The 22,749-nt window shown below is 68.6% G+C and carries 25 protein-coding genes and 1 tRNA gene; 23 read left to right on the forward strand and 3 right to left on the reverse strand.

The window, feature by feature from the left end:
* Positions 1-76 precede the first annotated feature (76 nt).
* Together OU416_RS37465 and OU416_RS37470 are read left to right on the forward strand one after the other, a co-directional pair.
* Positions 77-535, forward strand: a complete 459-nt coding sequence (locus OU416_RS37465) for a MaoC family dehydratase N-terminal domain-containing protein (RefSeq protein ID WP_270931836.1) — start codon at positions 77-79, stop codon at positions 533-535.
* Complete coding sequence (locus OU416_RS37470; RefSeq protein WP_270931837.1) at positions 535-957, forward strand: MaoC family dehydratase; 423 nt, start codon at positions 535-537, stop codon at positions 955-957. The genes OU416_RS37465 and OU416_RS37470 overlap by 1 nt, the downstream gene beginning before the upstream one ends.
* Positions 958-1,034: 77 nt before the next feature.
* Here the strand turns inward: OU416_RS37470 and OU416_RS37475 are convergent, their stop codons facing one another.
* Entirely contained in the window at positions 1,035-2,264 is a 1,230-nt protein-coding gene (locus OU416_RS37475; protein ID WP_270931838.1) for a pyridoxal phosphate-dependent aminotransferase, read from the reverse strand.
* A 202-nt stretch (positions 2,265-2,466) separates the two neighbouring features.
* Between OU416_RS37475 and OU416_RS37480 the strand changes: the two genes are divergently transcribed.
* From OU416_RS37480 to rplA, 5 genes are all read left to right on the forward strand, one after another.
* Positions 2,467-2,539 (forward strand) — tRNA-Trp (locus OU416_RS37480).
* Positions 2,540-2,569: 30 nt separating this feature from the next.
* Positions 2,570-2,971 (forward strand): preprotein translocase subunit SecE, encoded by a 402-nt coding sequence (gene secE / locus OU416_RS37485; protein WP_093155297.1) that lies wholly within the window; start codon positions 2,570-2,572, stop codon positions 2,969-2,971.
* Positions 2,972-3,050: 79 nt separating this feature from the next.
* Positions 3,051-3,941, forward strand: a complete 891-nt coding sequence (gene nusG, locus OU416_RS37490) for a transcription termination/antitermination protein NusG (RefSeq protein WP_270931839.1) — start codon at positions 3,051-3,053, stop codon at positions 3,939-3,941.
* Positions 3,942-4,091: 150 nt separating this feature from the next.
* On the forward strand, positions 4,092-4,526 hold the full coding sequence (gene rplK / locus OU416_RS37495) for a 50S ribosomal protein L11 (RefSeq protein ID WP_093155294.1): 435 nt from the start codon (positions 4,092-4,094) through the stop codon (positions 4,524-4,526).
* Between the two features lie 90 nt (positions 4,527-4,616).
* Positions 4,617-5,318, forward strand: coding sequence for a 50S ribosomal protein L1 (rplA, locus tag OU416_RS37500; protein ID WP_270931840.1), 702 nt, complete (start codon positions 4,617-4,619; stop codon positions 5,316-5,318).
* Positions 5,319-5,411: 93 nt separating this feature from the next.
* On the opposite strand, the gene OU416_RS37505 is transcribed toward rplA, so the two are convergent.
* The gene (locus OU416_RS37505) at positions 5,412-6,227 is read right to left on the reverse strand and encodes a hypothetical protein (RefSeq protein ID WP_270931841.1); all 816 of its coding nucleotides are present in this window, start codon (positions 6,225-6,227) and stop codon (positions 5,412-5,414) included.
* Positions 6,228-6,541: 314 nt separating this feature from the next.
* Between OU416_RS37505 and rplJ the strand changes: the two genes are divergently transcribed.
* From rplJ to OU416_RS37570, 13 genes are all read left to right on the forward strand, one after another.
* Complete coding sequence (gene rplJ / locus OU416_RS37510) at positions 6,542-7,069, forward strand: 50S ribosomal protein L10 (RefSeq protein WP_270931842.1); 528 nt, start codon at positions 6,542-6,544, stop codon at positions 7,067-7,069.
* 86 nt (positions 7,070-7,155) lie between these two features.
* On the forward strand, positions 7,156-7,539 hold the full coding sequence (gene rplL, locus OU416_RS37515) for a 50S ribosomal protein L7/L12 (protein ID WP_270931843.1): 384 nt from the start codon (positions 7,156-7,158) through the stop codon (positions 7,537-7,539).
* Between the two features lie 307 nt (positions 7,540-7,846).
* Positions 7,847-9,058: an ATP-binding cassette domain-containing protein gene (locus tag OU416_RS37520; protein WP_270931844.1), complete on the forward strand. Its 1,212-nt coding sequence runs from the start codon at positions 7,847-7,849 to the stop codon at positions 9,056-9,058.
* Positions 9,055-9,846 (forward strand): MlaE family ABC transporter permease, encoded by a 792-nt coding sequence (locus tag OU416_RS37525; RefSeq protein WP_270931845.1) that lies wholly within the window; start codon positions 9,055-9,057, stop codon positions 9,844-9,846. Before OU416_RS37520 ends, OU416_RS37525 begins: the two co-directional genes overlap by 4 nt.
* 22 nt (positions 9,847-9,868) lie before the next feature.
* On the forward strand, positions 9,869-10,708 hold the full coding sequence (locus OU416_RS37530; protein WP_093155283.1) for an MlaE family ABC transporter permease: 840 nt from the start codon (positions 9,869-9,871) through the stop codon (positions 10,706-10,708).
* Positions 10,705-12,045 carry an MCE family protein gene (locus OU416_RS37535; protein ID WP_270931846.1) on the forward strand — a complete coding sequence of 447 codons (1,341 nt, stop codon included), beginning with the start codon at positions 10,705-10,707 and terminating at the stop codon, positions 12,043-12,045. Before OU416_RS37530 ends, OU416_RS37535 begins: the two co-directional genes overlap by 4 nt.
* On the forward strand, positions 12,042-13,064 hold the full coding sequence (locus OU416_RS37540) for an MCE family protein (protein WP_270931847.1): 1,023 nt from the start codon (positions 12,042-12,044) through the stop codon (positions 13,062-13,064). Before OU416_RS37535 ends, OU416_RS37540 begins: the two co-directional genes overlap by 4 nt.
* Positions 13,061-14,041 carry an MCE family protein gene (locus tag OU416_RS37545; protein WP_270931848.1) on the forward strand — a complete coding sequence of 327 codons (981 nt, stop codon included), beginning with the start codon at positions 13,061-13,063 and terminating at the stop codon, positions 14,039-14,041. The genes OU416_RS37540 and OU416_RS37545 overlap by 4 nt, the downstream gene beginning before the upstream one ends.
* A complete protein-coding gene (locus OU416_RS37550; RefSeq protein WP_270931849.1) occupies positions 14,038-15,210 on the forward strand; it encodes an MCE family protein in 1,173 nt (390 codons plus the stop codon). The genes OU416_RS37545 and OU416_RS37550 overlap by 4 nt, the downstream gene beginning before the upstream one ends.
* A 98-nt stretch (positions 15,211-15,308) precedes the next feature.
* Positions 15,309-16,448 carry an MCE family protein gene (locus OU416_RS37555; RefSeq protein WP_270931850.1) on the forward strand — a complete coding sequence of 380 codons (1,140 nt, stop codon included), beginning with the start codon at positions 15,309-15,311 and terminating at the stop codon, positions 16,446-16,448.
* Positions 16,448-17,551, forward strand: coding sequence for an MlaD family protein (locus tag OU416_RS37560; protein ID WP_270931851.1), 1,104 nt, complete (start codon positions 16,448-16,450; stop codon positions 17,549-17,551). Before OU416_RS37555 ends, OU416_RS37560 begins: the two co-directional genes overlap by 1 nt.
* 15 nt (positions 17,552-17,566) lie before the next feature.
* Positions 17,567-18,076: a nuclear transport factor 2 family protein gene (locus tag OU416_RS37565; protein WP_270931852.1), complete on the forward strand. Its 510-nt coding sequence runs from the start codon at positions 17,567-17,569 to the stop codon at positions 18,074-18,076.
* 36 nt (positions 18,077-18,112) lie between these two features.
* On the forward strand, positions 18,113-19,261 hold the full coding sequence (locus OU416_RS37570; protein WP_270931853.1) for a hypothetical protein: 1,149 nt from the start codon (positions 18,113-18,115) through the stop codon (positions 19,259-19,261).
* A gap of 5 nt (positions 19,262-19,266) precedes the next feature.
* Here OU416_RS37570 and OU416_RS37575 read toward each other — a convergent pair whose 3' ends face one another.
* Positions 19,267-19,563 (reverse strand): hypothetical protein, encoded by a 297-nt coding sequence (locus OU416_RS37575; RefSeq protein ID WP_270931854.1) that lies wholly within the window; start codon positions 19,561-19,563, stop codon positions 19,267-19,269.
* A 408-nt stretch (positions 19,564-19,971) separates the two neighbouring features.
* Between OU416_RS37575 and OU416_RS37580 the strand changes: the two genes are divergently transcribed.
* The 3 genes from OU416_RS37580 (at position 19,972) to OU416_RS37590 (ending at position 22,696) form a co-directional block, all read left to right on the forward strand.
* A complete protein-coding gene (locus OU416_RS37580; RefSeq protein ID WP_270931855.1) occupies positions 19,972-20,232 on the forward strand; it encodes a hypothetical protein in 261 nt (86 codons plus the stop codon).
* Positions 20,233-20,777: 545 nt separating this feature from the next.
* Complete coding sequence (locus OU416_RS37585) at positions 20,778-21,026, forward strand: hypothetical protein (RefSeq protein WP_270931856.1); 249 nt, start codon at positions 20,778-20,780, stop codon at positions 21,024-21,026.
* 278 nt (positions 21,027-21,304) lie between these two features.
* Positions 21,305-22,696 (forward strand): tetratricopeptide repeat protein, encoded by a 1,392-nt coding sequence (locus OU416_RS37590; RefSeq protein WP_270931857.1) that lies wholly within the window; start codon positions 21,305-21,307, stop codon positions 22,694-22,696.
* Positions 22,697-22,749 lie beyond the last annotated feature (53 nt).

Here is a 22,749-nt window from a genome sequence, read left to right on the forward strand (position 1 = left end):
CGTGGGACTGTGGGGTGGGGCACTGGTGTTCGTGCAGGGCGGTTGTGCCTGGTCGGAGGTCGGGTAGCCTTCGCGGGTGCCGCTTGACCAGTCATTCATCGGACGTGCGTATCCGCCCACCCGGCCCTACGAGGTCGGGCGGGAGAAGATCCGGGAGTTCGCCGCCGCGATCAAGGACGAGTCCCCGCTGTGCCGGGACGTCGAAGCCGCGAAGGCCGCCGGCTACCCCGATGTGATCGCACCGCCGACCTTCGCCGTGATCCTGTCCATGGGCTCGCACGACGCGATCGTCGAGGACCCGCAGCTCGGGCTGGACTACAGCCGGGTCGTGCACGGGCAGCAGGAGTTCACCCACCACCGGCCGATCCGGGCCGGTGACCGGCTGGTCACCGTGGTGCACGTGGACGACATCAAGACCCGCGCGGGCAACGACTTCCTGACCGTCCGGTCCGAGATCAGCACCGTCGAGGGCGAGCCGGTGTGCACCGCGAAGTCGATGCTGGTGGCCCGCGGCACCGCGGAGGGCGAGGAGTGATGGTGCGGATTTCCGAGGTCGCCGTCGGCGACCGGCTGCCCGAGCTGAGCGTGCCGCTCACCCGCGCCGACCTGGTCCGCTACGCGGGCGCCTCCGGCGACTTCAACCCGATCCACTGGAACGAGCGGTTCGCCACCGGGGTCGGGCTGCCGGACGTGATCGCGCACGGGATGCTCACCATGGCCGTGGCCGGCCGGCTGGTCAGCGAGTGGACCGGCGATCCCGGCGCGATCGTGCACTACTCGGTCCGCTTCACCCGGCCCGTCGTGGTGCCCAACGACGACACCGGCGCCCAGGTCGACGTCGCCGGCAAGATCTCGGCGATCAACGACGACGGGACGGTCAAGGTCGTGATCACGGCCAAGAGCGCGTCCCAGGGCGTCCTGGGCGGCGCCACCGCCCTCGTCCGCCTCCCCCAGTAGCGAACGAGGTGAAGGGCACCTTTCGCCAGCTAACTGGGCAAGAGGTGCCCTTCGCACTTGCCTGATCGGGTGACGGGCTACCGCGCTTCGGAGAGGAGGGCGGCCAGGCGGGTCACGCCGGTGACCAGGTCGTCGTCGCCGAGGGCGTAGGAGAGGCGGAAGTAGCCGGGAGTGCCGAAGGCCTCGCCCGGGACCACCGCGACCTCGGCGTGCTCCAGCGCCAGGGCCGCCAGCTCGGCGCTGGTGCTCGGGCGGGCGCCGCGGATCTCCTTGCCCAGGAGCTCCTTGACCGACGGGTACGCGTAGAAGGCGCCCTGCGGTTCGGGGCAGCTGACGCCGGGGATCGCCGAGAGCAGCTCGACCATCTTGCGGCGGCGGCGGTCGAACGCCGCGCGCATCTCGTGGACGGCGTCCAGCGAGCCGCTGACGGCCTCCAGGGCGGCCCGCTGCGAGACGTTCGCGACGTTGGACGACAGGTGCGACTGCAGGTTCGTCGCGGCCTTGACCACGTCCGCCGGGCCGATCATCCAGCCCACCCGCCAGCCGGTCATCGCGTAGGTCTTGGCGACGCCGTTGAGCACCACGCAGGTGTCGGCCAGCTCCGGCACCGCGGTGAGCATCGACACGTGCCGCGCGTCGCCGTAGACCAGGTGCTCGTAGATCTCGTCGGTGATCACCCAGATGCCGTGCTCGACGGCCCAGCGGCCGATCGCCTCGACCTGCTCCGGCGGGTACACCGCGCCGGTCGGGTTGGACGGCGAGTTGAACAGCAGGACCTTGGTGCGCGGCGTGCGCGCCGCCTCCAGCTGGTCGACGGAAACCAGGTAGCCGGTCGACTCGTCGGCCGGGACCACCACCGGAACTCCACCCGGCAGGGTGATCGCCTCCGGGTAGGTGGTCCAGTACGGCGCGGGCAGCAGCACCTCGTCGCCCGGATCCAGCAGCGTCTGGAACGCCTGGTAGACGGCCTGCTTGCCGCCGTTGGTCACCAGCACCTGGCCGGGCTGCACGATGAGGCCGGAGTCCCGCAGGGTCTTGGCGGCGATGGCTTCGCGCAGCTCGGGCAGGCCGGCGGCCGGGCTGTACCGGTGGTTCTTCGGGTCGGAGCAGGCGGCGATGGCGGCGTCGACGACGGGCTGCGGCGTCGGGAAGTCCGGCTCGCCGGCGCCGAACCCGATCACCGGGCGGCCCGCGGCCTTGAGTGCCTTGGCCTTGGTGTCCACGGCCAGCGTGGCGGACTCGCTGATGCCGCCGATCCGCGCGGAGACCCGCGCGCCGGTCCGGTGCTCTGCGTCAGGTGTGGCCATGTCCGGCATCCTGGCAGAAGTGTCCAGCGCCACGCTTCCCACCTGCGGCGGAGTTGTTCTTGAACGGGACAGGGGGGTGCCGTTGGAAACGGGTTGTCGGTGTGCCGTACACTTTCGAACCTGGGATGCCTGAGCACCGTGGAACCCCGGTTCCATGGCGGTGCAGGGCGTCCCGAACTGCGGTCGGGCAAGATGGCCGCAAAGGGGTGTAGCTCAATTGGCAGAGCAGCGGTCTCCAAAACCGCAGGTTGCAGGTTCAAGTCCTGTCACCCCTGCGTCGATGCGACGGTGAGCGGAGGATTGGCGTGAGCGAGGACCGCGAGCAGGAGCAGGGCGGGGAGCGCGACGACGCCAACCGTCCGTCCAGCGCTGCGGCGCGGCGCGAGCGCCGTGCTTCCTCCCGTCCGGCCGGTCGCAAGGGCCGGTCCGGCGAGTCGGGTGCCAACTCGACGCGCACAACTGAGTCGAAGGGTCGGCCGACCCCATCGCGGGACGGTCGGCAGGGTCGGGTTTCGCTGTTCCGGAAGATCGGACGCTTCCTGCGCGAGGTCGTCGCCGAACTGCGCAAGGTCATCTGGCCGACGCGCAAGTCGCTGGTGACCTACACGTTCGTGGTGCTGGTGTTCGTCAGCGTCATGGTGGCGTTCGTGGCCGGCGTGGATGTGCTCTTCGCCAAGGGCGTGGGCTGGTTGTTCGGCTCCAGCTGAACCTTCGGGCCCGCGCTTTAGGTGGTGCCGGCGGAGCAACGACCCGGCACGCAACGCACGAGAGGAAGCGAGACCGACTGTGACCTCCCACGAGGGCCAGGAAACCACCGGCCTCACCGACGAGCAGGTGCAGCCAGCGGCCGACGAGGTCGAGGCGACCGCGAACCAGGTCGATGCAGTCGAGTCCGCCGACGGTGCCGACTCCGGCGAGGACACCGGTTCCAGCGACGACGTCGAGGCCCAGGACGAGACCGAGGCCGACGAGGACTCGGAAGCCGGTGCGGACGACTCCGACGCCGACGAGTCCGCCGAGGAGGACGCCGCCGAGGGCGAGTCCGGCGAGGCTGAGGCCGAGGAGGTCGACCCCGTCGAGGAGCTGCGCGCCGCACTGCGCCGCGCGCCCGGCGACTGGTACGTCGTGCACTCCTACGCCGGCTACGAGAACAAGGTCAAGACCAACCTGGAGACCCGCGCCCAGACGCTGGACGTCGAGGACTTCATCTTCCAGGTCGAGGTGCCGACCGAAGAGGTCACCGAGATCAAGAACGGCCAGCGCAAGCTGGTGCAGCGCAAGGTGCTGCCCGGCTACATCCTGGTCCGGATGGAGCTCAACGACGCGTCCTGGAGCGCGGTGCGCAACACGCCGGGTGTCACCGGCTTCGTCGGCGCCACCTCCAAGCCGTCGCCGCTGACCATCGACGACGTGCTGAAGTTCCTCGCGCCGCAGGTGGAGGAGAAGAAGGCCGAGCCGGGCAAGAAGGCCGCGGCCACTCCGTCCGCCGCCAAGTCCGCGGTGGAGGTCGACTTCGAGGTCGGTGAGTCCGTCACCGTCATGGACGGGCCGTTCGCGACCCTTCCCGCGACCATCAACGAGGTCAACCCGGACGCCCAGAAGCTCAAGGTCCTGGTGTCGATCTTCGGCCGCGAAACGCCGGTTGAGCTGTCGTTCAACCAGGTTTCCAAGATCTGACCGGCTCCCCCGGGAGCACGGCGGCTGCGCGTGGATCTGGCAGGACCGCGCGCAGAATCGGGCGATGCCACCGTTTCGTGGTCTCGCCAGATCCGGCTCCGCAGCCAGGCGGGGCCGGGCAACCGGATAGCGAAGACACAGGAAGCAAACATGCCGCCCAAGAAGAAGAAGCTGGCAGCGATCATCAAGCTGCAGATCCAGGCGGGCCAGGCCAACCCGGCTCCGCCGGTCGGCCCGGCGCTGGGTCAGCACGGCGTCAACATCATGGAGTTCTGCAAGGCCTACAACGCCGCCACCGAGCAGCAGCGCGGCAACGTTGTCCCGGTCGAGATCTCCGTCTACGAAGACCGGTCCTTCGACTTCAAGCTGAAGACCCCGCCGGCCGCGAAGCTGCTGCTGAAGGCCGCCGGTGTGCAGAAGGGCAGCGGCGAGCCGCACAAGACCAAGGTCGGCAAGGTGTCCATGGACCAGGTCCGCGAGATCGCGCAGACCAAGATGGAAGACCTCAACGCCAACGACATCGACCAGGCCGCGAAGATCATCGCCGGTACTGCTCGGTCGATGGGCCTCAACGTCGAGGGCTGACCCGGGACCGGTTCCGACCGGACACCGCTGTGGGAGGGCTCCAGCGCAGCCCGACCAACCACAACTGATCCACCGCTGATAGGGACAGAAATGGCAAAGCGCAGCAAGGCATACCAGCAGGCGGCCGAGCTGATCGACCGGACGCGTCTGTACGCGCCGACGGAAGCCGCCGAGCTGGCGAAGAAGACCTCCAAGGTCAAGTACGACGCCACCGTCGAGGTGGCGCTGCGGCTGGGCGTCGACCCCCGCAAGGCAGACCAGATGGTCCGCGGCACCGTGAACCTGCCGCACGGCACTGGTAAGACTGCCCGCGTCATCGTGTTCGCCGTCGGCGACAAGGCCGCTGAGGCCGAGGCCGCCGGAGCGGACGCGGTTGGTTCCGAGGACCTGATCGAGCGCATTCAGGGCGGCTGGCTCGATTTCGACGCGGCGATCGCCACCCCGGACCAGATGGCCAAGGTCGGCAAGGTGGCCCGCATCCTCGGCCCGCGCGGCCTGATGCCGAACCCGAAGACCGGCACCGTCACCCCGAACGTCACCAAGGCGGTCGCGGACATCAAGGGCGGTAAGATCAACTTCCGCGTCGACAAGCAGGCGAACCTGCACTTCATCATCGGCAAGGCCTCGTTCGACACCGACAAGCTGGTGGACAACTACCTGGCCGCGCTGGACGAGGTGCTGCGCGCCAAGCCGTCGGCGTCGAAGGGCCGGTACCTGAAGAAGGTCACCTTCACCACGACGATGGGCCCGGGCATCCCGGTGGACCCGAGCGCGACCCGCGCGTCCGCCTGATCCCGCTGCACCCGCCGAAAGGGCGGGCCGACCACCCGGTCGGCCCGCCCTTTCGCGTTCGGTGGGGCAGTCGCTCTTGCAGTCCTTCGGCACTCAGTTCGAGCAGGCCGAGGTCTGGAAGCTGTACGCGCTGATCTCCCAGCTGCCGTCGGGCTGCCGGCTGAGCTTGAAGGTGCCGAGCTGGGGTCCGCCGGTGACTTGAACCCGGCAGTGCAGCACCAGAACTTCGGATGCGCTCGGATCCCCGTAAACCACGTCCTGCCCGAACTTCGGATTCGCGTACGCGCCAGGGTCGGTGATCTGGCTGTTGATCTGCTGGGCGGCGATCGTGCAGGTCGGGGCTCCATGCCCCCCGGCGAACTGGTGCTGCCCTTCCACGCTGAAGAGATTGCAGGCCACTTCGGGGGTGTCGCTGCGCAACCCGTTGTAAACGCTGCGCACCGCCTGCTTTGGGTTCGTCGCGGTGACTGGAACCGCGTCCTCTGGTGCGGACCCACCGCCTACGGTGCCGTTGCCGCCTCCGGAGCTGCTGCCGAAGTAGTAGTCGTAGGCGTAGTTGAGCAGCAGGAGGAGCACGAGCAGGTAGATCAGGCGGCGGACGAACTTGTAGCGGAGGAGGCCGAGGGCCGTCTTCCACCAGGGCTTCTTCGGCTGCTCCGCGGGCTGGGCGCCGGTGGTCGGGGGCACCGCGAGGTCGCCGCCCTGGGCCTGCTGCCACTCGCGGAACTTCTGGAATTTCTGGAACTCCTGGAACTGCCGGAATTCCTCGTCGTCGACGGGCGGCGCGGGTTTGGCCGGCGTCGGTGCGGCGACGAGGTCGCCGTCCACCACCTCGGCGTCGACGATGTCGGCGGGACGGGACTTGTCCGGCAGGTTCGACCCGGGCTCCGGCTCGTGCTGATCGGCCACGCCCCACATGATGCCCGTCCGTGCGGCCCAGGTCACCACCGGTGAGGCGGGGAGGGGTGGTTGGAAGTGCTCCGGGGGCATCGCGTACTCTTTAAGAGGTTCCACCCAAGACCGCTGGTCTTCTCCGCTCCCGCGAGGGTTCGGAGAACTAAGGTCCCGTGAGATGCGGGCGGCCCGCGCAGGAGGGACGAGGCTACGCGTGCCGCGCTCTGCGCGCCCATGATCTTGACGCCCCGTGCTTGCTGCGCCGGGGCGTTTTGTCGTCTCAGGACCGACTGGATGCGGATCACAGTCGGAGATAGAGAGGAGGCGACATGGCGAAGCCCGAAAAGGTCGATGCGGTCACCGAGATCGCTGATCACTTCACCACTTCGACCGCTGCGGTCGTGACCGAGTACCGCGGGCTGTCCATGGCGCAGCTGTCCACGCTGCGCCGCTCCCTCGGAGCGGGCGCCACGTACCGTGTCGCGAAGAACACGCTGGTCAAGCGTGCTGCCGAGCAGTCGGGCGTCGAGGGACTCGACGACCTGCTCGTCGGCCCGACCGCGATCGCCTTCATCGAGGGCGAGCCGGTCGACGCCGCCAAGGCCCTGAAGGAGTTCGCCAAGGGCAACGAGTCCCTGGTGATCAAGGGCGGTTACATGGACGGCCGCGCGCTGTCCGTGTCCGAGGTCGAGAGCATCGCCGACCTCGACTCGCGCGAGGTCACGCTGAGCAAGCTGGCCGGTGCGATGAAGGCCAAGATGGGCCAGGCCGCTGCGCTGTTCGCCGCGCCGGCGTCCCAGGTGGCTCGGTTGGCTGCTGCTCTGCAGGAGAAGAAGGGCAGCGACGCCGACGCCTGAGTCCCCAGTGGACGCAGTTGTCGGTCGCAAAACTCCCTCCCCGGTACCGCCGGTGCCAGGGGACCTGAACGGAAAGGAACGCCGTCGTGGCGAAGCTGAGCAACGAAGAGCTGTTGGACGTCTTCAAGGAGATGACCCTCCTGGAGCTGTCGGCTTTCGTGAAGGAGTTCGAGGAGACCTTCGACGTCACCGCCGCTGCCCCGGCCGCCGTCGTGGCCGCCCCGGCCGCCGGTGGCGCTGCCGCCGCTGAGGAGCAGGACGAGTTCGACGTCATCCTCGAGGGCGCTGGCGACAAGAAGATCCAGGTCATCAAGGTCGTCCGCGAGATCGTCTCCGGCCTGGGCCTGAAGGAGGCCAAGGAGCTGGTCGAGGGCGCTCCGAAGCCGATCCTGGAGAAGGTCGAGAAGGAGAAGGCCGAAGAGGTCAAGGCCAAGCTGGAAGAGGCCGGCGCCTCCGTCTCCGTCAAGTGATTCCGGGAGGGGATTCCCCCTCCTGACTCGCTGTGAAAGGGCGAGCACTCGCAGTCGCGGGTGCTCGCCCTTTTTGCTTCGTGGAATTTGCGTCAATCCCATCAACCGGACAACTCGCACCGTTCGATCCGCCTGCGGGCAAAGAAAGTTCGCGGTGGAGAAGTTCAAGTGAACTGGCGAGTAACTCCGTTGCGTCGAGCTCGTTGCACAGGTGTGACGCTGATGACCTTCGTTGTGCGCGTCACATGTGTCAGGCTGCCTCTCCGGGGCGGCGGGACGAGTCGAATTCGAGGACGCGGAGGTGCGGATGGGCGTCGAGGTGGTTGTCGACGGGCTGTCGAAGTCCTTCGGTGCGCAGAGCATCTGGCGGGATGTTTCCCTCACGCTTCCTCCCGGTGAGATCAGCGTGCTGCTCGGGCCTTCCGGGACCGGGAAGTCCGTCTTCCTGAAGTCGCTGGTGGGATTGCTCAAGCCGGAGCGGGGCAAGGTCGTCATCAACGGCGTCGACATCTGCACCTGCCCGGAGCGCGACCTCTACGAGGTGCGCAAGCTCTTCGGCGTGCTGTTCCAGGACGGCGCGCTGTTCGGGTCGATGAACCTGTTCGACAACATCGCCTTCCCGCTGCGCGAGCACACCCGCAAGGGCGAGTCCGAGATCCGCCGGATCGTGCTCGAGAAGATGGAGATGGTCGGGCTCATCGGCGCCGAGGACAAGCTGCCCGGCGAGATCTCCGGCGGGATGCGCAAGCGCGCCGGCCTGGCCCGCGCGCTGGTGCTGGACCCGGAGATCATCCTGGTCGACGAGCCGGACTCCGGTCTGGACCCGGTTCGCACCGTGCTGCTGAACCAGCTGATCGTCGACCTCAACGCGCAGATCGACGCGACGATCCTGATCGTCACCCACGACATCAACACCGCGCGCACCGTGCCGGACAACATCGGCATGCTCTACCGCCGCAGCCTGGTGATGTACGGCCCGCGGGAGGTGCTGCTCACCTCCGCCGAGCCTGCGGTGGTGCAGTTCCTCAACGGTCGCCCGGACGGGCCGATCGGGATGAGCGAGGAGAAGGACACCAGCCCCGGTGAGCTGGCGCGGTTGAGCGAGGTCGCCGTGCCGCCGATGATGCCGCAGCTCGAAGTCACCCCCGGCATGCCGGAGCGGACCGCCGTGCGCCGCCGCAAGGAGCGGGTGCTGCGGCAGCTGCGCACGTTGGCTCCGTCCGCGCAGCAGGAGATCTTGAAGACGTTGACCCCGGAAGAGCTGGCGCTCTACGGCATTTCGGCGCCCGCGACCGGGTCGTGGCCGCAGCAGTCGGAGCCGGCGACCGCGCCGGCGTGGCCGCAGCAGGCCGCTCCCGCGCCGCTGCCGCAGGACGAGGTCGCCGACGTGCCGCAGCAGGTCCGCCCGTCGCCGCACCCGCGCGATCCGGAGGCCCCGCCGTGGGCCGGGTCCGCGGAGCCGGAACCGGTCGAGTCCTCGCGCCGCCGGTGGTTCGGGCGCAAGCGGGGTGAGCAGTGAGTTCGCCGTCCCAGGCGCGGTTTCCGGGTGCGGGCGGCTTGCGGGAGACCGGACGCCTGTTCGCGCTCGCGCTGGACGTGGTGCGGGCGCTGCCGAAGCGCCCGTTCCAGCTCCGCGAGTTCATCCAGCAGTGCTGGTTCATCGCCAGCGTGACGATCCTGCCGACCGCGCTGGTGTCCATCCCGTTCGGTGCGGTGATCGCGCTCCAGCTGGGCTCGCTGACCAGGCAGATCGGTGCGCAGTCGTTCACCGGTGCGGCCAGCGTGCTGGCCATCATCCAGCAGGCGGCGCCGATCGTGACCGCGCTGCTGATCGCCGGTGCCGGTGGTTCGGCGATCTGCGCGGACCTGGGTTCGCGGAAGATCCGCGACGAGATCGACGCGATGGAGGTGCTGGGCATCTCGCCGATCCAGCGCCTGGTGGTGCCGCGGGTGCTGGCCGCGATGCTGGTGGCCGTGCTGCTCAACGGCATGGTCAGCGTGGTCGGCGTGCTCGGCGGCTACACCTTCAACGTGATCATGCAGGGCGGTACGCCCGGCGCCTACATGGCGAGCTTCAACGCCCTGGCGCAGCTGCCGGACCTGTGGATCGGCGAGATCAAGGCGCTGATCTTCGGCTTCCTGGCAGGCGTGGTGGCGGCCTACCGCGGCCTGCACCCGCCACCCGGCCCGAAGGGCGTCGGGGACGCGGTGAACCAGTCGGTGGTGATCACCTTCCTGCTGCTGTTCGCGGTGAACTTCGTGCTCACGACGATGTACTTGCAACTCGTGCCGCCCAAGGGCATGTGACCGGGCCGCCAGGGGAAGTGACATGGTGACGATCTCGCAGCGCGCTAAGCGCGCGGCCCGGCGGCCGTTGCAGCTGTTGGACGAGCTGGGCGACCAGCTGTCGTTCTACGTGCGGTCGCTGGTGTGGATTCCGCGCGCGATCACGCGCTACGCCAAGGAGACGCTGCGGCTGCTGGCCGAGGTGAGCTTCGGCAGCGGGGCGCTCGCGGTCATCGGCGGCACGGTCGGCGTGATGATCGGGCTGACCCTGTTCACCGGCACCGTGGTGGGCCTGCAGGGCTTCGCCGCGCTGGACCAGCTGGGCACCTCGGCGTTCGCCGGGTTCGTCTCGGCCTACTTCAACACCCGCGAGATCGCACCGCTGGTGGCCGGTCTGGCGCTGTCGGCCACGGTCGGCTCCGGTTTCACCGCGCAGCTGGGCGCGATGCGGATCTCCGACGAGATCGACGCGCTCGAGGTGATGGGCGTGCCGAGCCTGCCGTACCTGGTGACCACGCGGGTGATCGCCGGGTTCATCGCGGTCATCCCGCTGTACGTGCTGGGCCTGCTCACCTCCTACGTGGCGGCGCGGGCGGTCACGGTCTACGTCTACGGCCAGTCCGCGGGCACCTACGACCACTACTTCAACCTGTTCCTGCCTCCCGAAGACGTCCTGTGGTCGTTCGGGAAGGTGCTGGTGTTCAGCGTCGTGGTGATCATGACGCACTGCTTCTACGGCTACCGGGCCAGCGGCGGCCCGGCGGGGGTCGGCGTGGCGGTGGGTCGTGCGGTGCGGACCGCGATCGTGACCACCGCGCTGCTGGACTTCTTCCTCAGCCTCGCGATCTGGGGCACCACTACGACGGTTCGGATCACCGGATGAGTACCAAGGGTGCGTTGACGACGCTGCGACGCCGGGCTTTGGGCCTCGCGTTCCTTTTGTGCATGGTGCTTTTCATCAGCCTGACCGTGGCGACCTACCAGAAGGCCTTCACCTCCAGCGTGGACGTGGTGCTCAAGGCCGCCTCGACGGGCAACCAGCTGCTGCCGGAATCGGACGTCAAGGTGCGCGGCATGGTCGTCGGCCGCGTGGTCGAGGTCAAGTCCACAGGGGACGGTGCCGAGCTGCACCTGGCGCTGGAACCGGACAAGGTGCAGCACCTGCCCTCCAACGTCTCGGCGCGGCTGCTGCCGCGGACGCTGTTCGGCGAGCGCTACGTCTCGCTGGAACTGCCCGAGCAGGCCGCGACCACCACGCTGGCCGCCGGGGACGTCATCGAGCAGGACCGCACCAGCGCGGGCATCGAGCTGGAGAAGGTGCTGGCCGACACCATGCCGGTGCTGCAGGCGGTGCACCCCGACGACCTCGCGGTCACGCTGAACGCGCTGGACCAGGCGCTGTCCGGGCGCGGGAAGCAGCTGGGCGAGACGCTGTCGCAGCTCAACACCTACCTCGACGGGCTCAACCCGTCGGTGCCGGACCTGCAGCGCAACCTCAAGGAACTGGTCGGCGTCGCCGAGACCTACGAGCAGGCCGCGCCGGACGTGCTGGAGGCGCTGAACAACTTCAGCACCACGGCGCGAACCCTGGTGGCGCAGCGGGAGAACCTGAAGACCCTCACCAGCCAGCTGACCACCACCGCCGGTGACGCCACCACGTTCCTGGAGGCCAACCGGGACAACATCATCCAGCTCGGCGAGGCGCAGCGGCCGACGCTGGACGTGCTGGCGAAGTACTCGCCGGAGTACAAGTGCTTCCTGGACGAGATGGCCGCGTACGTGCCGCGCATCCGGAAGGTGTTCGGCGAGGGCACGAACGAGCCCGGCCTGCACATCACGCTGGAGGTCGTGGCGCACCGCGGGAAGTACCGCCCGAACCAGGACGAGCCGGTGTTCGCCGACAAGCGCGGCCCGCGCTGCTACAACCTGATCCCGCTGCCCGACCCGATCCCGGAGTACCCGCCGGACGGGCCGTTCGAGGACGGTTCGGTGCCGCCCGCGCCGTCGCACCAGGTCGACAAGGGCCTGAACCCGCCGCAGATGGGCGAGGGCTTCCTGCCCGCCAGCACCTCCTCGCAGTGGGTGAACTCGCCCGCCGAGCGGGACATGGTGTCGGTGCTGCTGGCCCCGGCCGTCGGCCGCGACGCCGGTGACCTGCCCGACTGGGGGTCGCTGCTGGTCGGCCCGGTCCTGCGCGGAGCGGAGGTGAGCTACCGGTGAACGGTCGCAGCATCACCGGACCGCTGGTCAAGTTCCTGGTCTTCGTGCTGGTCACCGTGCTGGCCACCGGAGCGCTGATCCTGACCATCGCCAACCAGGACCTGCGCTCGGCGCAGTCCTACAACGCGCGGTTCACCGACGTGACCAGCCTCAACGAGGGCGACGAGGTGCGCATCTCCGGGGTGAAGGTCGGCGAGGTGGAGAGCATCGACCTGGTCGACAAGCGGGTGGCGGAGGTGAAGTTCAACGTCGCCGACCGGCCGCTGCCCGCGACGGTGACCGCCACCATCAAGTACCGGAACCTGGTCGGCCAGCGCTACATCGCGCTGGAGCCGGGGCCGGGCGAGAGCGGTGTGCTGCGCGAGGGCTCGACGATCCCGCTGGAGCGCACCAAGCCGGCGCTGGACCTCACGGTGCTGCTGGGCGGCTTCAAGCCGCTGTTCCAGGCGCTGTCGCCGGAGGACGTCAACAAGCTGTCCTTCGAGATCATCCAGGTGCTGCAGGGCGAGGGCGGCACGGTGGAGAGCCTGCTGGCCCACACCGCGTCGCTGACCTCCACCATCGCCTCCCGGGACCAGGTGATCGGGCAGGTCGTCGACAACCTCAACGGCGTGCTGGACACCGTCAACTCGCGCGACCAGCAGCTGTCCGAGCTGATCGGCCAGCTGCGGCAGGTGGTCTCGGGGCTGTCCGAGGACCGGGAGGCCATCGGCGACGCGGTGACCGCGATGGACGGGCTGACCAACAGCACCGCCGGACTGCTCACCGAGGCCCGCCCGGGGCTGCAGCAGGACATCGCCGGGCTCGGCTCGCTGTCGCAGAACCTCAACGACAACGAGGAGATCGTCGACCAGTGGCTGCGGAACCTGCCGGGCAAGGTCGAGATGCTCACCCGGACCGCCTCGCACGGCTCCTGGTTCAACTTCTTCAACTGCAAGCTGACCGGGACCGTCGGCATCGGTGAGCTGAACCTGCCGCTACCGCTGGTCCCGGTGTCCCAGCCGAGGTGCCAGCGATGACAGCCTTCTCCAAGCGCGACCCGCTCAAGATCGGCATCGGCGGCCTGCTGGTGCTGGTGCTGATGTTCCTGCTCGCGATGAACTTCGAGCGGCTGCCGCTGGTCGGCGGCACCACCTACACCGCGCAGTTCACCGAGGCGGCCGGGCTGCGGGCCGACAGCGAGGTGCGCATCGCCGGGGTGAAGGTGGGCACCGTGTCCGACGTCGAGCTGGAGGACGACCACGTGCTGGTCAGCTTCCGGGTCAACGACGCGTGGCTGGGCGACCACACCACCGCCGCGATCAAGATCAAGACGCTGCTCGGGCAGAAGTACCTGGCGCTGGACCCGCAGGGCGGGCAGGAGCTCGACCCGTCCGAGCCGATCCCGCTGCAGCGCACCATGTCGCCCTACGACGTGATCGACGCCTTCAGCGACCTGTCGACCACTGTGGACAAGGTGGACACCCGGCAGCTCGCGGACAGCTTCCGCGCGATGGCCGACACCTTCGCCGACACCCCGGACGAGATCGGCGGCGCGCTGGACGGGCTCTCCCAGCTCTCGCAGACCATCTCCTCGCGCGACGAGCAGCTGGAGCAGCTGCTGAACAACACCGCGCAGGTGTCCAGGGCCATCGCCGACCGCAACGAGGACTTCGAGCGGCTGCTCGCCGACGGCAACCTGCTGCTGGAGGAGATCCGGGCGCGGCGGGACTCGATCAGCGCGCTGCTGGAGGGCACCCGGCAGCTGTCGCAGCAGCTGAGCGGGCTGGTCGACGACAACGCCGCGCAGATCGGCCCGGCCCTGCAGCAGCTGGACCGGGTCACCAAGATGCTGCAGCGCAACCAGGACAACCTGAACCGGAGCCTGGAGATGTTCGCGCCGTTCACCCGGCTGTTCTCCAACGTCGTGGGCAGCGGCCGGTGGTTCGACAGCTACGTCTGCGGGCTGCTGCCGCCCGCCATCGGTCCGATCAACCAGAAGGGCTGCCAGCCATGACCAGCGCACGCCCCTCGCTCGCCCGAGCGCTGTCGATCGCGGTGGTGCTCGTGCTCGCCGCGACCGTCGCGGTCTGGTGGCTGTTCTTCGGCGCCGCCGAGCGCAAGGTCACCGCCTACTTCAACGCCGCCGTCGGCATCTACCCGGGCGGTGACGTCCGGATCCTCGGCGTCCCGGTCGGCACCGTCGACGAGGTCGTCCCGCAGGGACAGCTGGTGCGGGTCGTGATGAGCGTCGACCGCGACGTCGAAGTGCCCGCCGACGCGGGCGCCGTCGCCGTCGCGCCGAGCGTGGTCAGCGACCGGTACGTGCAGCTGACCCCGGTCTACCGGGGCGGGCCGACGATCGAGGACGGGGCGGTGATCCCGGAGGAGCGCACCATGACCCCGGTCGAGCTCGACTCGATCTACCGCAGCCTCAACGACCTGGCCAGCGCGCTCGGCCCGGACGGAGCCAACGCCGACGGCGCGCTGACCGACCTGCTCAACACCGGCGCGGCCAACCTGGAGGGCAACGGGCAGGCGCTGTCGGAGACCATCCGCAACCTCGGCGAGGCGGGCACGACGTTGTCCGGCAACAGCGAGCAGCTGTTCGCCACCGTCGACAACCTGCAGAAGTTCACCTCGATGCTGGCCGCCAACGATGGCCAGGTGCGCCGCTTCAACACCCAGATGCAGCAGGTCAGCTCGTTCCTGGCCGACGAGCGCGAGAACATGGGCGCGGCGATGGCCGAGCTCGCGATCGCGCTGGGCAAGGTGGAGACCTTCGTGCGGGACAACCGCGAACTGCTCAAGTCCAACGTGGACCAGCTGCACGGGGTGACCGAGGTGCTGGTGCAGCAGAAGGAAGCGCTGCGCGAATCGCTGGTGAACACGCCGCTGGCGCTGTCCAACCTCTCCAACGTCTACAACGGCGCTGCGGGCACCCTGGACACCAGGATCACCATCAACGAGCTGGCGCAGCCGCCCGCGGTGGCGGTCTGCAAGCTGCTGGAGCAGCACACCCCGGCGGACGTGCCGAAGGAGGTCAGCGACGCCTGCGAGTCGCTGCAACCGGTCCTCGACGGCGTGGCGAAGCTGCCGACCCCGGCGGAGGCGCTCAACGCCATCCAGAACGGCAAGCTCCCGGAACTCCCGCTCCCGCTCACCCAGCAGGGAGGCACCCGATGAACCTGCGACGGCGCACTTCCCGGGCAGCTGGCGGTCAATTTCGTACGAAATTGACCAGCACCCGGGTGAACGTCAATTTCGTACGAAATTGGCGCGCGGTGGCTGCCGGGGCGTTGGCGCTGGTCGTGCTCGGCGGGTGCAGTTCCCGCGGGGTCTACGACATGCCGCTGCCCGGTGGGGCCGATGTCGGTGATCACCCGTACGAGGTGAAGGTGCACTTCGACGACGTGCTGGACCTGGTGCCCAACGCCGGCGTGCGGGTCAACGACGTGCCGGTGGGCCGGGTCAGCACCATCGGTCTCGCGCCGGACTCCTGGGACGCCGAGGTGACCGTGCTGGTCAACGGCGACGTGGACCTGCCGGTCAACGCCACCGCGCGGCTGCGGCAGTCCAGCCTCCTCGGCGAGAAGTACGTCGAGCTCGCCGGGCCGCCCGAATCGCAGGAGCCGGTCGGCAAGCTGTCCGACGGCGACCGGATCAACCGGGCGAACACCGGCCGCAACCCCGAGGTCGAAGAGGTGCTGGGCGCGCTGTCCATGCTGCTCAACGGCGGTGGCGTCGCCCAGCTGCAGAACATCACCAAGGAGCTCAACGCCGCGCTGGAGGGCCGCGAGTCCGACGTGCGCAGCCTGCTGTCCAACTTGGACGAACTGGTCTCCGGGCTGGACGCCCAGCGCGACGACATCGTCCGCGCGCTGGACAGCGTCGACCGGCTCAGCGCCCGCCTCAACGAGCAGCGCGGCAGCATCGACACCGCGCTGCGCGACCTGGAACCCGGCCTGCGGGTGCTCAACGAGCAGCGCACCGACCTGGTCGGCATGCTGCAGGCGCTCGACCGGCTCTCCGTGGTGGCCACCGACGTGGTCAACCGCTCCGGCGACGACCTGGTGCACAACCTCGACCAGCTCGCCCCGGTGCTCCAGCAGCTGACCGCGGCGGGCGACAACCTGCCGAAGTCGCTGGAAGTGCTGCTGACCTTCCCGTTCCCGGACAACGTGGTGGACGGCATCCAGAACAGCGACTACGTCAACCTCTACGTCAACGCCGACCTCAACCTCAGCACCGTGCTGGACAACCTGGGCCGCAGCAGGCAACCGCTGATCCCGCTGCCGGACGTGGTGCAGAACCTGCCGCTGCCCCTGACCCCGGGCCAGACCACCGCACCACCGCCACCGCCCGAACCGGCGGAGGACTCCGGCGGTGGCCTGCTGGGCGGCCTGCTGGGAGGTGGCCGCTGATGCTCACCCGTCGAGTTCGCCTGCAGATCGTGGCCTTCGTCGCGATCGCCCTGGTCGGCGTCAGCTTCGCCGGCGCCCGCTACGCCGGGCTGGACCGCCTGTTCGGCCCGCGCGGCTACGTGGTCACGCTCAAGCTCGCCGACACCGGCGGGGTTTTCGAGAACGCCGAGGTCACCTACCGCGGCGTGCCGGTCGGCCGGGTCGGCACCATCGAGCTGACCAGCACCGGCGTGAACATCCCGCTGGACATCGAATCCAGCGCCCCGCGGATCCCCGACGACGTGGCGGCCGTGGTGACCAACCGGTCCGCCGTCGGCGAGCAGTACGTGGACCTGCAGCCCAAGCGGGACGACGGGCCGTTCCTGGACCACGGCTCGGTGATCACCCAGGAGTCGGCGACCACCCCGCTGCCGGTGGAAACGCTGATGACCAACCTGGACGGGCTGGCCAACTCGGTGCCGGAGGACTCGCTGCGCACCGTGGTCAGCGAGCTGGGCACCGCCTTCCGCGACAACGGCGGCCACCTGCAGACCATCGTCGACACCAGCCGCGAGTTCATCACCGCGGCCCAGCAGCACCTGCCGCAGACCGTGCAGCTGCTCGACGACGGCAACACCGTGCTGGCCACCCAGAACGAGCAGGGCTCGGCGATCAAGTCCTTCGGCCGCGACCTCCGCCTGCTCTCCGAGCAGCTGGAGCGATCCGACGGCGACCTGCGCTCGGTGATCGAGAAGGCCCCGCCCGCCGCCCAGCAGATCAGCGGCTTCATCCGCGAGAACCAGCAGCTCACCCCGCTGCTGGCGAACCTGACCACCACCTCGCAGCTGATCGCCAAGCACGTCGACGGCATCGAGCACGCCCTCGTCGTCTACCCGGCCGCGGTCACGGTGAGCCGCACGGTGGTGCCCGGCGACGGCACCGCGCACTTCGGCCTGGTGCTCAACGCCTTCGACCCGCTGCCCTGCACCGCGGGCTACGGCGGGACCGAACGCCGCAACGGCATCGAGATGGACCCGGTGCCGGTCAACACCGACGCCCGCTGCTTGGAGCCCCCGGGCAGCGACACCTCGGTGCGCGGCGCGCAGAATGCACCCGGGCAGTAGGGAAGGAGCCCGAGAATGACCGCTGGAACCCGACGGCGCCCGGTCGTCGCGCTGGTGCTGCTCGCGGTGAGCGTGGTGGCCTGCCTGGTCACCGGGACCTCGTGGGTCCTGGCCGCCAACGACTCGTCGATCGCCTACGCCGAGGTGCGCGACGAGGCGCTGCGCGACGGGCAGAGCGCGATCATCAACTTCAACACCCTGGACTACCGGGACGTGGAGAGCGGCCTGCAGCGCTGGGAGGACAACTCGACCGGCCCGCTGCGCGACGAGATCCGCCAGGGCCGCAAGGACTACGCGACCCAGATCGAGCAGAAGCGCAGCACCACCACGGCCCGCGTCCTGGACTCCGGGATCGTGGAGCTCGACGACCGCGCGGGCAAGGCGAGGATGATCGCGGTCCTGCAGGTCACGGTCACCGTGGAGGGGGAGCCACCGGCCACCAAGCAGGACCGCTACCAGGCGGAGCTCACCCGCGAAGGCGACACCTGGAAGCTCAGCGCGCTCGGCCTCGTGCCGGTGGGCTGACGGCGGACCGCGCAAGCAACACGAGGAGTGCCCCCAGTGCCAACGAACCGCCGCCCGAACAACCAGCCGGTCCGCCGCCCGAAGGTCGCGGGCCTGCGCAAGCGCCAGACCCACAACGAAGAGCTGCTCGCCGAGGCCCGATCCGCCGGTTCGGCGGGCGAAGCCGCGGCGGAGCGCGGCGAAGCCGTCGCGGAGCGTTCCGCGGAGCGGGGCGAAGCTGTCGCGGAGCGATCTGCGGAGCGGGGCGAGGCCGTCGCGGAGCGTTCTGCGGAGCGGGGCGAGGCCGTCGCGGAGCGTTCTGCGGAGCGGGGCGAAGCTGTCGCGGAGCGTTCTGCGGAGCGGGGCGAAGCTGTCGCGGAGCGTTCCGCGGAGCGGGGCGAGGCCGCCGCGGAGTGGGAGGCCTCCGTGGAGGACGGCGAAGCCGTTACGGAACGGGCCGGGGTCAACGGAGCTGTGGCGGAGCGCGGCGGAGCCGTGACGGAGCTGGTGGAGCGCAGCGGAGCTCCGGCGGAGCCAGGCGAAGCCGAGGCGGAGCCGGGCGAAGCCGCTGGGGCGGACTCGGAGCGCGGCGGAGCCGTCGCGGAGAGCCGTGGGGCCGCCGCGACGGCGGAGCCGGAGCCGGTGGCGGCGGAGCCTGCGGGCGGGGGGAGCGTCTTCGGCGCGGCGTTGCGCGAAGCGGGCGGCAAGAGCGCTCCGCAGTGGCCGCTGTGGGTGGCGACCGCGGTGCTCGTCGGGTTGGCCGGGTGGTTCGGGTTCGAGGCCTACTCGGCTCGCTACACCGGGGCCGCCGCGAACGAGGCGATGGTTTCGGCCGGGGCGACCAGCGAGGTCAGCGGGCAGGTCTCCGATGCGGTGGAGAAGCTGTTCTCCTACGACTTCAACGACACCGCCAAGACCGAGGCCGCGGCGAAGGAGCTGCTGACGGGTGCTGCCGTGCAGCGCTACGAGGAGCTGTTCGCGGTGGTCAAGCAGCAGGCGCCGCAGCAGCAGCTGATCGTCACCACCACGGTGAAGGAGCGGTCGGTGACCCGGTTGCAGGGCGACCGGGCGGAACTGCTGCTGTTCGTCGACCAGCACGCGCGGCGGGCCAACGCTCCCGGTGAGAACGCCGGTCCGGCGCAGATCTCGGTGAGCGCCGAGAAGCAGGGCGACGCCTGGAAGATCAGTCAGATCACGCTGCGCTGAGCCGCTCAGCGGGGCGGTTCGGCGGTGAAGTCGAGGTGGGCGATCCGCTCCTCGACGGTCACCGCGTTGCGCAGGCCGGTGCGGATCTCCTCGAACAGGCCGGTCATCTCGGCCGAGAGCTGGTCGAGCAGGGCGCGGGACTGCGCGTGCGGGACCTCGGTCTCGCGGTGCACGCGGTCGAGCTCGTGCTCCAGCCGCACCAGGTCGGCGATCATCTCCGCCTGCTGGGCCTCGGTGATCAGCAGCGAGTGGTCCCGCTTCTCGGGGATCTCCGGGTGCGGACCGCTCGGTGCCGATGACATGGAGTCTCCTCACTGCTGCGGCGAGTGCCCAGTCTCGCACGCGGACCGGTCGCGCAACGGCGCTCGTCGCGGTCCAGCGGGAAATCCCGCGGGACGTATCGGCACTCCCGCCTGAAGATGTCCGTGAGCGCTTTGTGGTGCCATAGCCCCCCAAACCGCTCACGGGCTTTTGCGCTGGACGGCCGAGACGCGAAGTGCGATGAGCCAGGTGAAGGGCACCTTTCGCCAAGTTAGCTGGTGAAAGGTGCCCTTTATATCGGGGGCCTGGCGGGACGTGGGCGAATGCCCGTGAATGTGCTCTGACCAGCACGAACAGTGCTGAGGAGTACCGACGTGTTTGGACAGTTTCCGACCCTCGGACGGCCTGGAGACGGCCTGACGTGGCCTGGCGGTGAGCCGGTTCCGACCTTGCAGGACCGTGATTTCCTGCCTGGTGATCATGCGGTGATCGCTGTCGGCGGTGCGATCGTGGCTGAGGCGGTGTCGCAGGTCTGGTTGCTCCGGATGGTTACGGGGCAGTGGGACGTGCTCGGCAGTCCGGCGGAAGAGCTGGCGCGGGTAGAGCTGACGCTGGAGCTGCTGGAGTCCGCTGTGACTGAGGCTCGCCGGACGATCGGCCCGGTGGCTCTGGCTGCTCGGCAACGGGGGCGTGACGGGAAGGACGGCTAGAGCTGGCTAACCGGGCGGGGCGGATCGTGCGTGGTCTGCCCTGCCCACTTCGTTCGGCGGGTGGCCTCCACCTGCAAGGGAGGGGCTGTGTCCTCTTCCCGTCGACCTGGCGCAGCCCTGATCAGATCGTGTCAAGGGGGCACCGTCGAGGCCTCCGCGAGGTTGCTGGGGTCTGCCCCCTTGACGCGGTCTGATAGCCCTCGTGGAGGTCGACGGGAAGAGGACACCGCCCCCCGAACGAACCGCAGCGCTGTGGCCTTACCTCATCCCCGAGACCTGCCAGGGGTCTGGGGGCGGCGAGCACCCCAGAGATCTTGAAGCAGAACTAGCAGGGTCCGGCAGACGCGCGCGACGTACTGAGTACACTTGGTGACACTGCGTTAGTGGCTTCGTTGAAGCTGGCGGTTGCCCCTCCTTGCCTGGTGATTCGACCACCAGGGCCGTGCTGGGAGACAGCCGTGGAGGGTCTAAGCGCGGTGCAACTGAACAGGTCGTCAGCATCGTTCAGCTTCACGGGGCTGGGCTTACCGGTGTTGAGGTGTGCCTTGTTCAGCAGCGTTGGATTCACGCTGGCTCTGTTCGTGCTCGCGCTCGCCCTCCTGGTCGTCGGGGGGTTATGGGGCCTGCACCGGGTGCTCAACCACTTCAAGTCCACCTCTGGTCGGCAGGTGGTGAAGTTCAAGCTCCAGGCCCGGAAGACCTCGGTTGAGCTGTACGTGGCGGACCGGGAGCACTATGAACCTGCTCAGCTCGAATCGCCCGCAGAGGACAGGAATTTACCCGGAGCGGGTTGAAGAGGACCACGGCGCTGCCGAGACCGCTTGCGTTTGCTAGGACCGGAGCCGTCTTGGAGCCTCCGTCGGTTGTGCTGCCTGACACGTCGCCGTCTTGCTTCTGATGCTCGGAGAGCCACGGCGCCAAGCAACGGATTCGACGTTAAGTGCCTGTGCGGAGAGCCTTTTGGATACGGTGGGTAGCAGCCGATGTAGGGAGTGTAATGGCGCGATCCGGTGTTACTCGCAAGGTGCGACCTCTGGGCCGTGCGCTGGTGGCGGCGGCGTTGTCGTCAGGCGTGGCGGTGTTGATCAATATCGCTACCTCTGCCCCGGCTATGTGGTGGCCATGGATCGGCGTTGTTCTCCTGACTGCCCTTGTAGGGGTTGCGAGTTGGTGGGGCGAGCATCGGCAGGAAGCACATGCGAAGCGATCTGCCGAGGACGCTGCGGAACCGGAGTATTTGAAGCAGGTTCGGCAGGCTGGGCAACTTCAGGTTGATGGCGACTTTGCAGAAGCTGAGGCAACACTTCGCGCAGCTCTAGGTCAAGCCCGTGCGGCAGCTGGCGAGGAAGATCTTGAGACCCTGATCGTACGAAGCAACCTCGCGTCGGTGTTGCAGGATCGCGGGGAGTTGGAAGAAGCCGAGACCACGTACCGGGCGGTGCTGAAAGTCGCGCAACGGCTTTTCGGTGAGGAAGATCCTATGACCCTGGCCGTACGAAGCAACCTCGCGTCGGTGTTGCAGGATCGCGGGGAGTTGGAAGAAGCCGAGACCACGTACCGGGCGGTGCTGAAAGTCGCGCAACGGCTTTTCGGTGAGGAAGATCCTGAGACCCTGGCCGTACGAAGCAACCTCGCGTCGGTGTTGCAGGATCGCGGGGAGTTGGAAGAAGCCGAGACCACGTACCGGGCGGTGCTGAAGATCTGGCAGCGGGTTCTCAGCGAGGAACACCCCGACACCCTGGCCGTACGAAACAACCTCGCGTCCGTGTTGAAGGCACGTGGGGAGTCCGAGGAAGCCGAAGGCCACCTCCGGGTGGTGCTGAAAATCCGGCAGCGGGTTCTTGGCGAGGAACACCCCGACACCCTGACTACACGACACAACCTCGCAGCAGTGTTGAAGGGTAACGGGGAATGGGAGGAAGCCGAGACCATGTACCGGGCGGTGTTAAAGGCCCGGCAACGGGCTCTCGGTGAGGAACACCCCAACACCCTGACTACACGAAGCAACCTCGCAACGGCGTTGAAGGAACGTGGGGAGTTGGAGGAGGCCGAAGGCCACCTCCGGGCGGTGCTGAAAATCCGGCAACGGGTCTCCGGTGAGGAACATCCGGACACCCTGGCCGCACGAAACAACCTCGCAGCGGTGTTGCAGGATCGTGGGGAGTTGGAGGAGGCCGAGGCCCACCTTCGCGCGGGGCTGAAAATCTGCCAACGGGTTCTCGGTGAGGAACACCCCAACACCCTGACTACGCGATACAACCTTGCTTCGGCGTTGAGGGATCGCGGGGAGTTGGAAGAAGCCGAGACCACGTACCGGGCGGTGTTAAAGGCCCGGCAGCGGGTTCTTGGTGAGGAACACCCCGACACCCTGGACGCACGGGAGATGTTTGAGAATGTGCGTTCGTTCAAGACTGCTCAGCTAGAGCACCCAGAACTGGATAGGAGCCCTGCAGAGTCAGGGTAGAGCTGAAATGTGCTGTGCCGCGAGACTATTTTGCACTTGCTAGGCCGGCTGCG

Source organism: Saccharopolyspora indica (assembly GCF_027853965.1).
In the GTDB taxonomy this organism is placed as follows: Bacteria; Actinomycetota; Actinomycetes; order Mycobacteriales; family Pseudonocardiaceae; genus Saccharopolyspora; species Saccharopolyspora indica.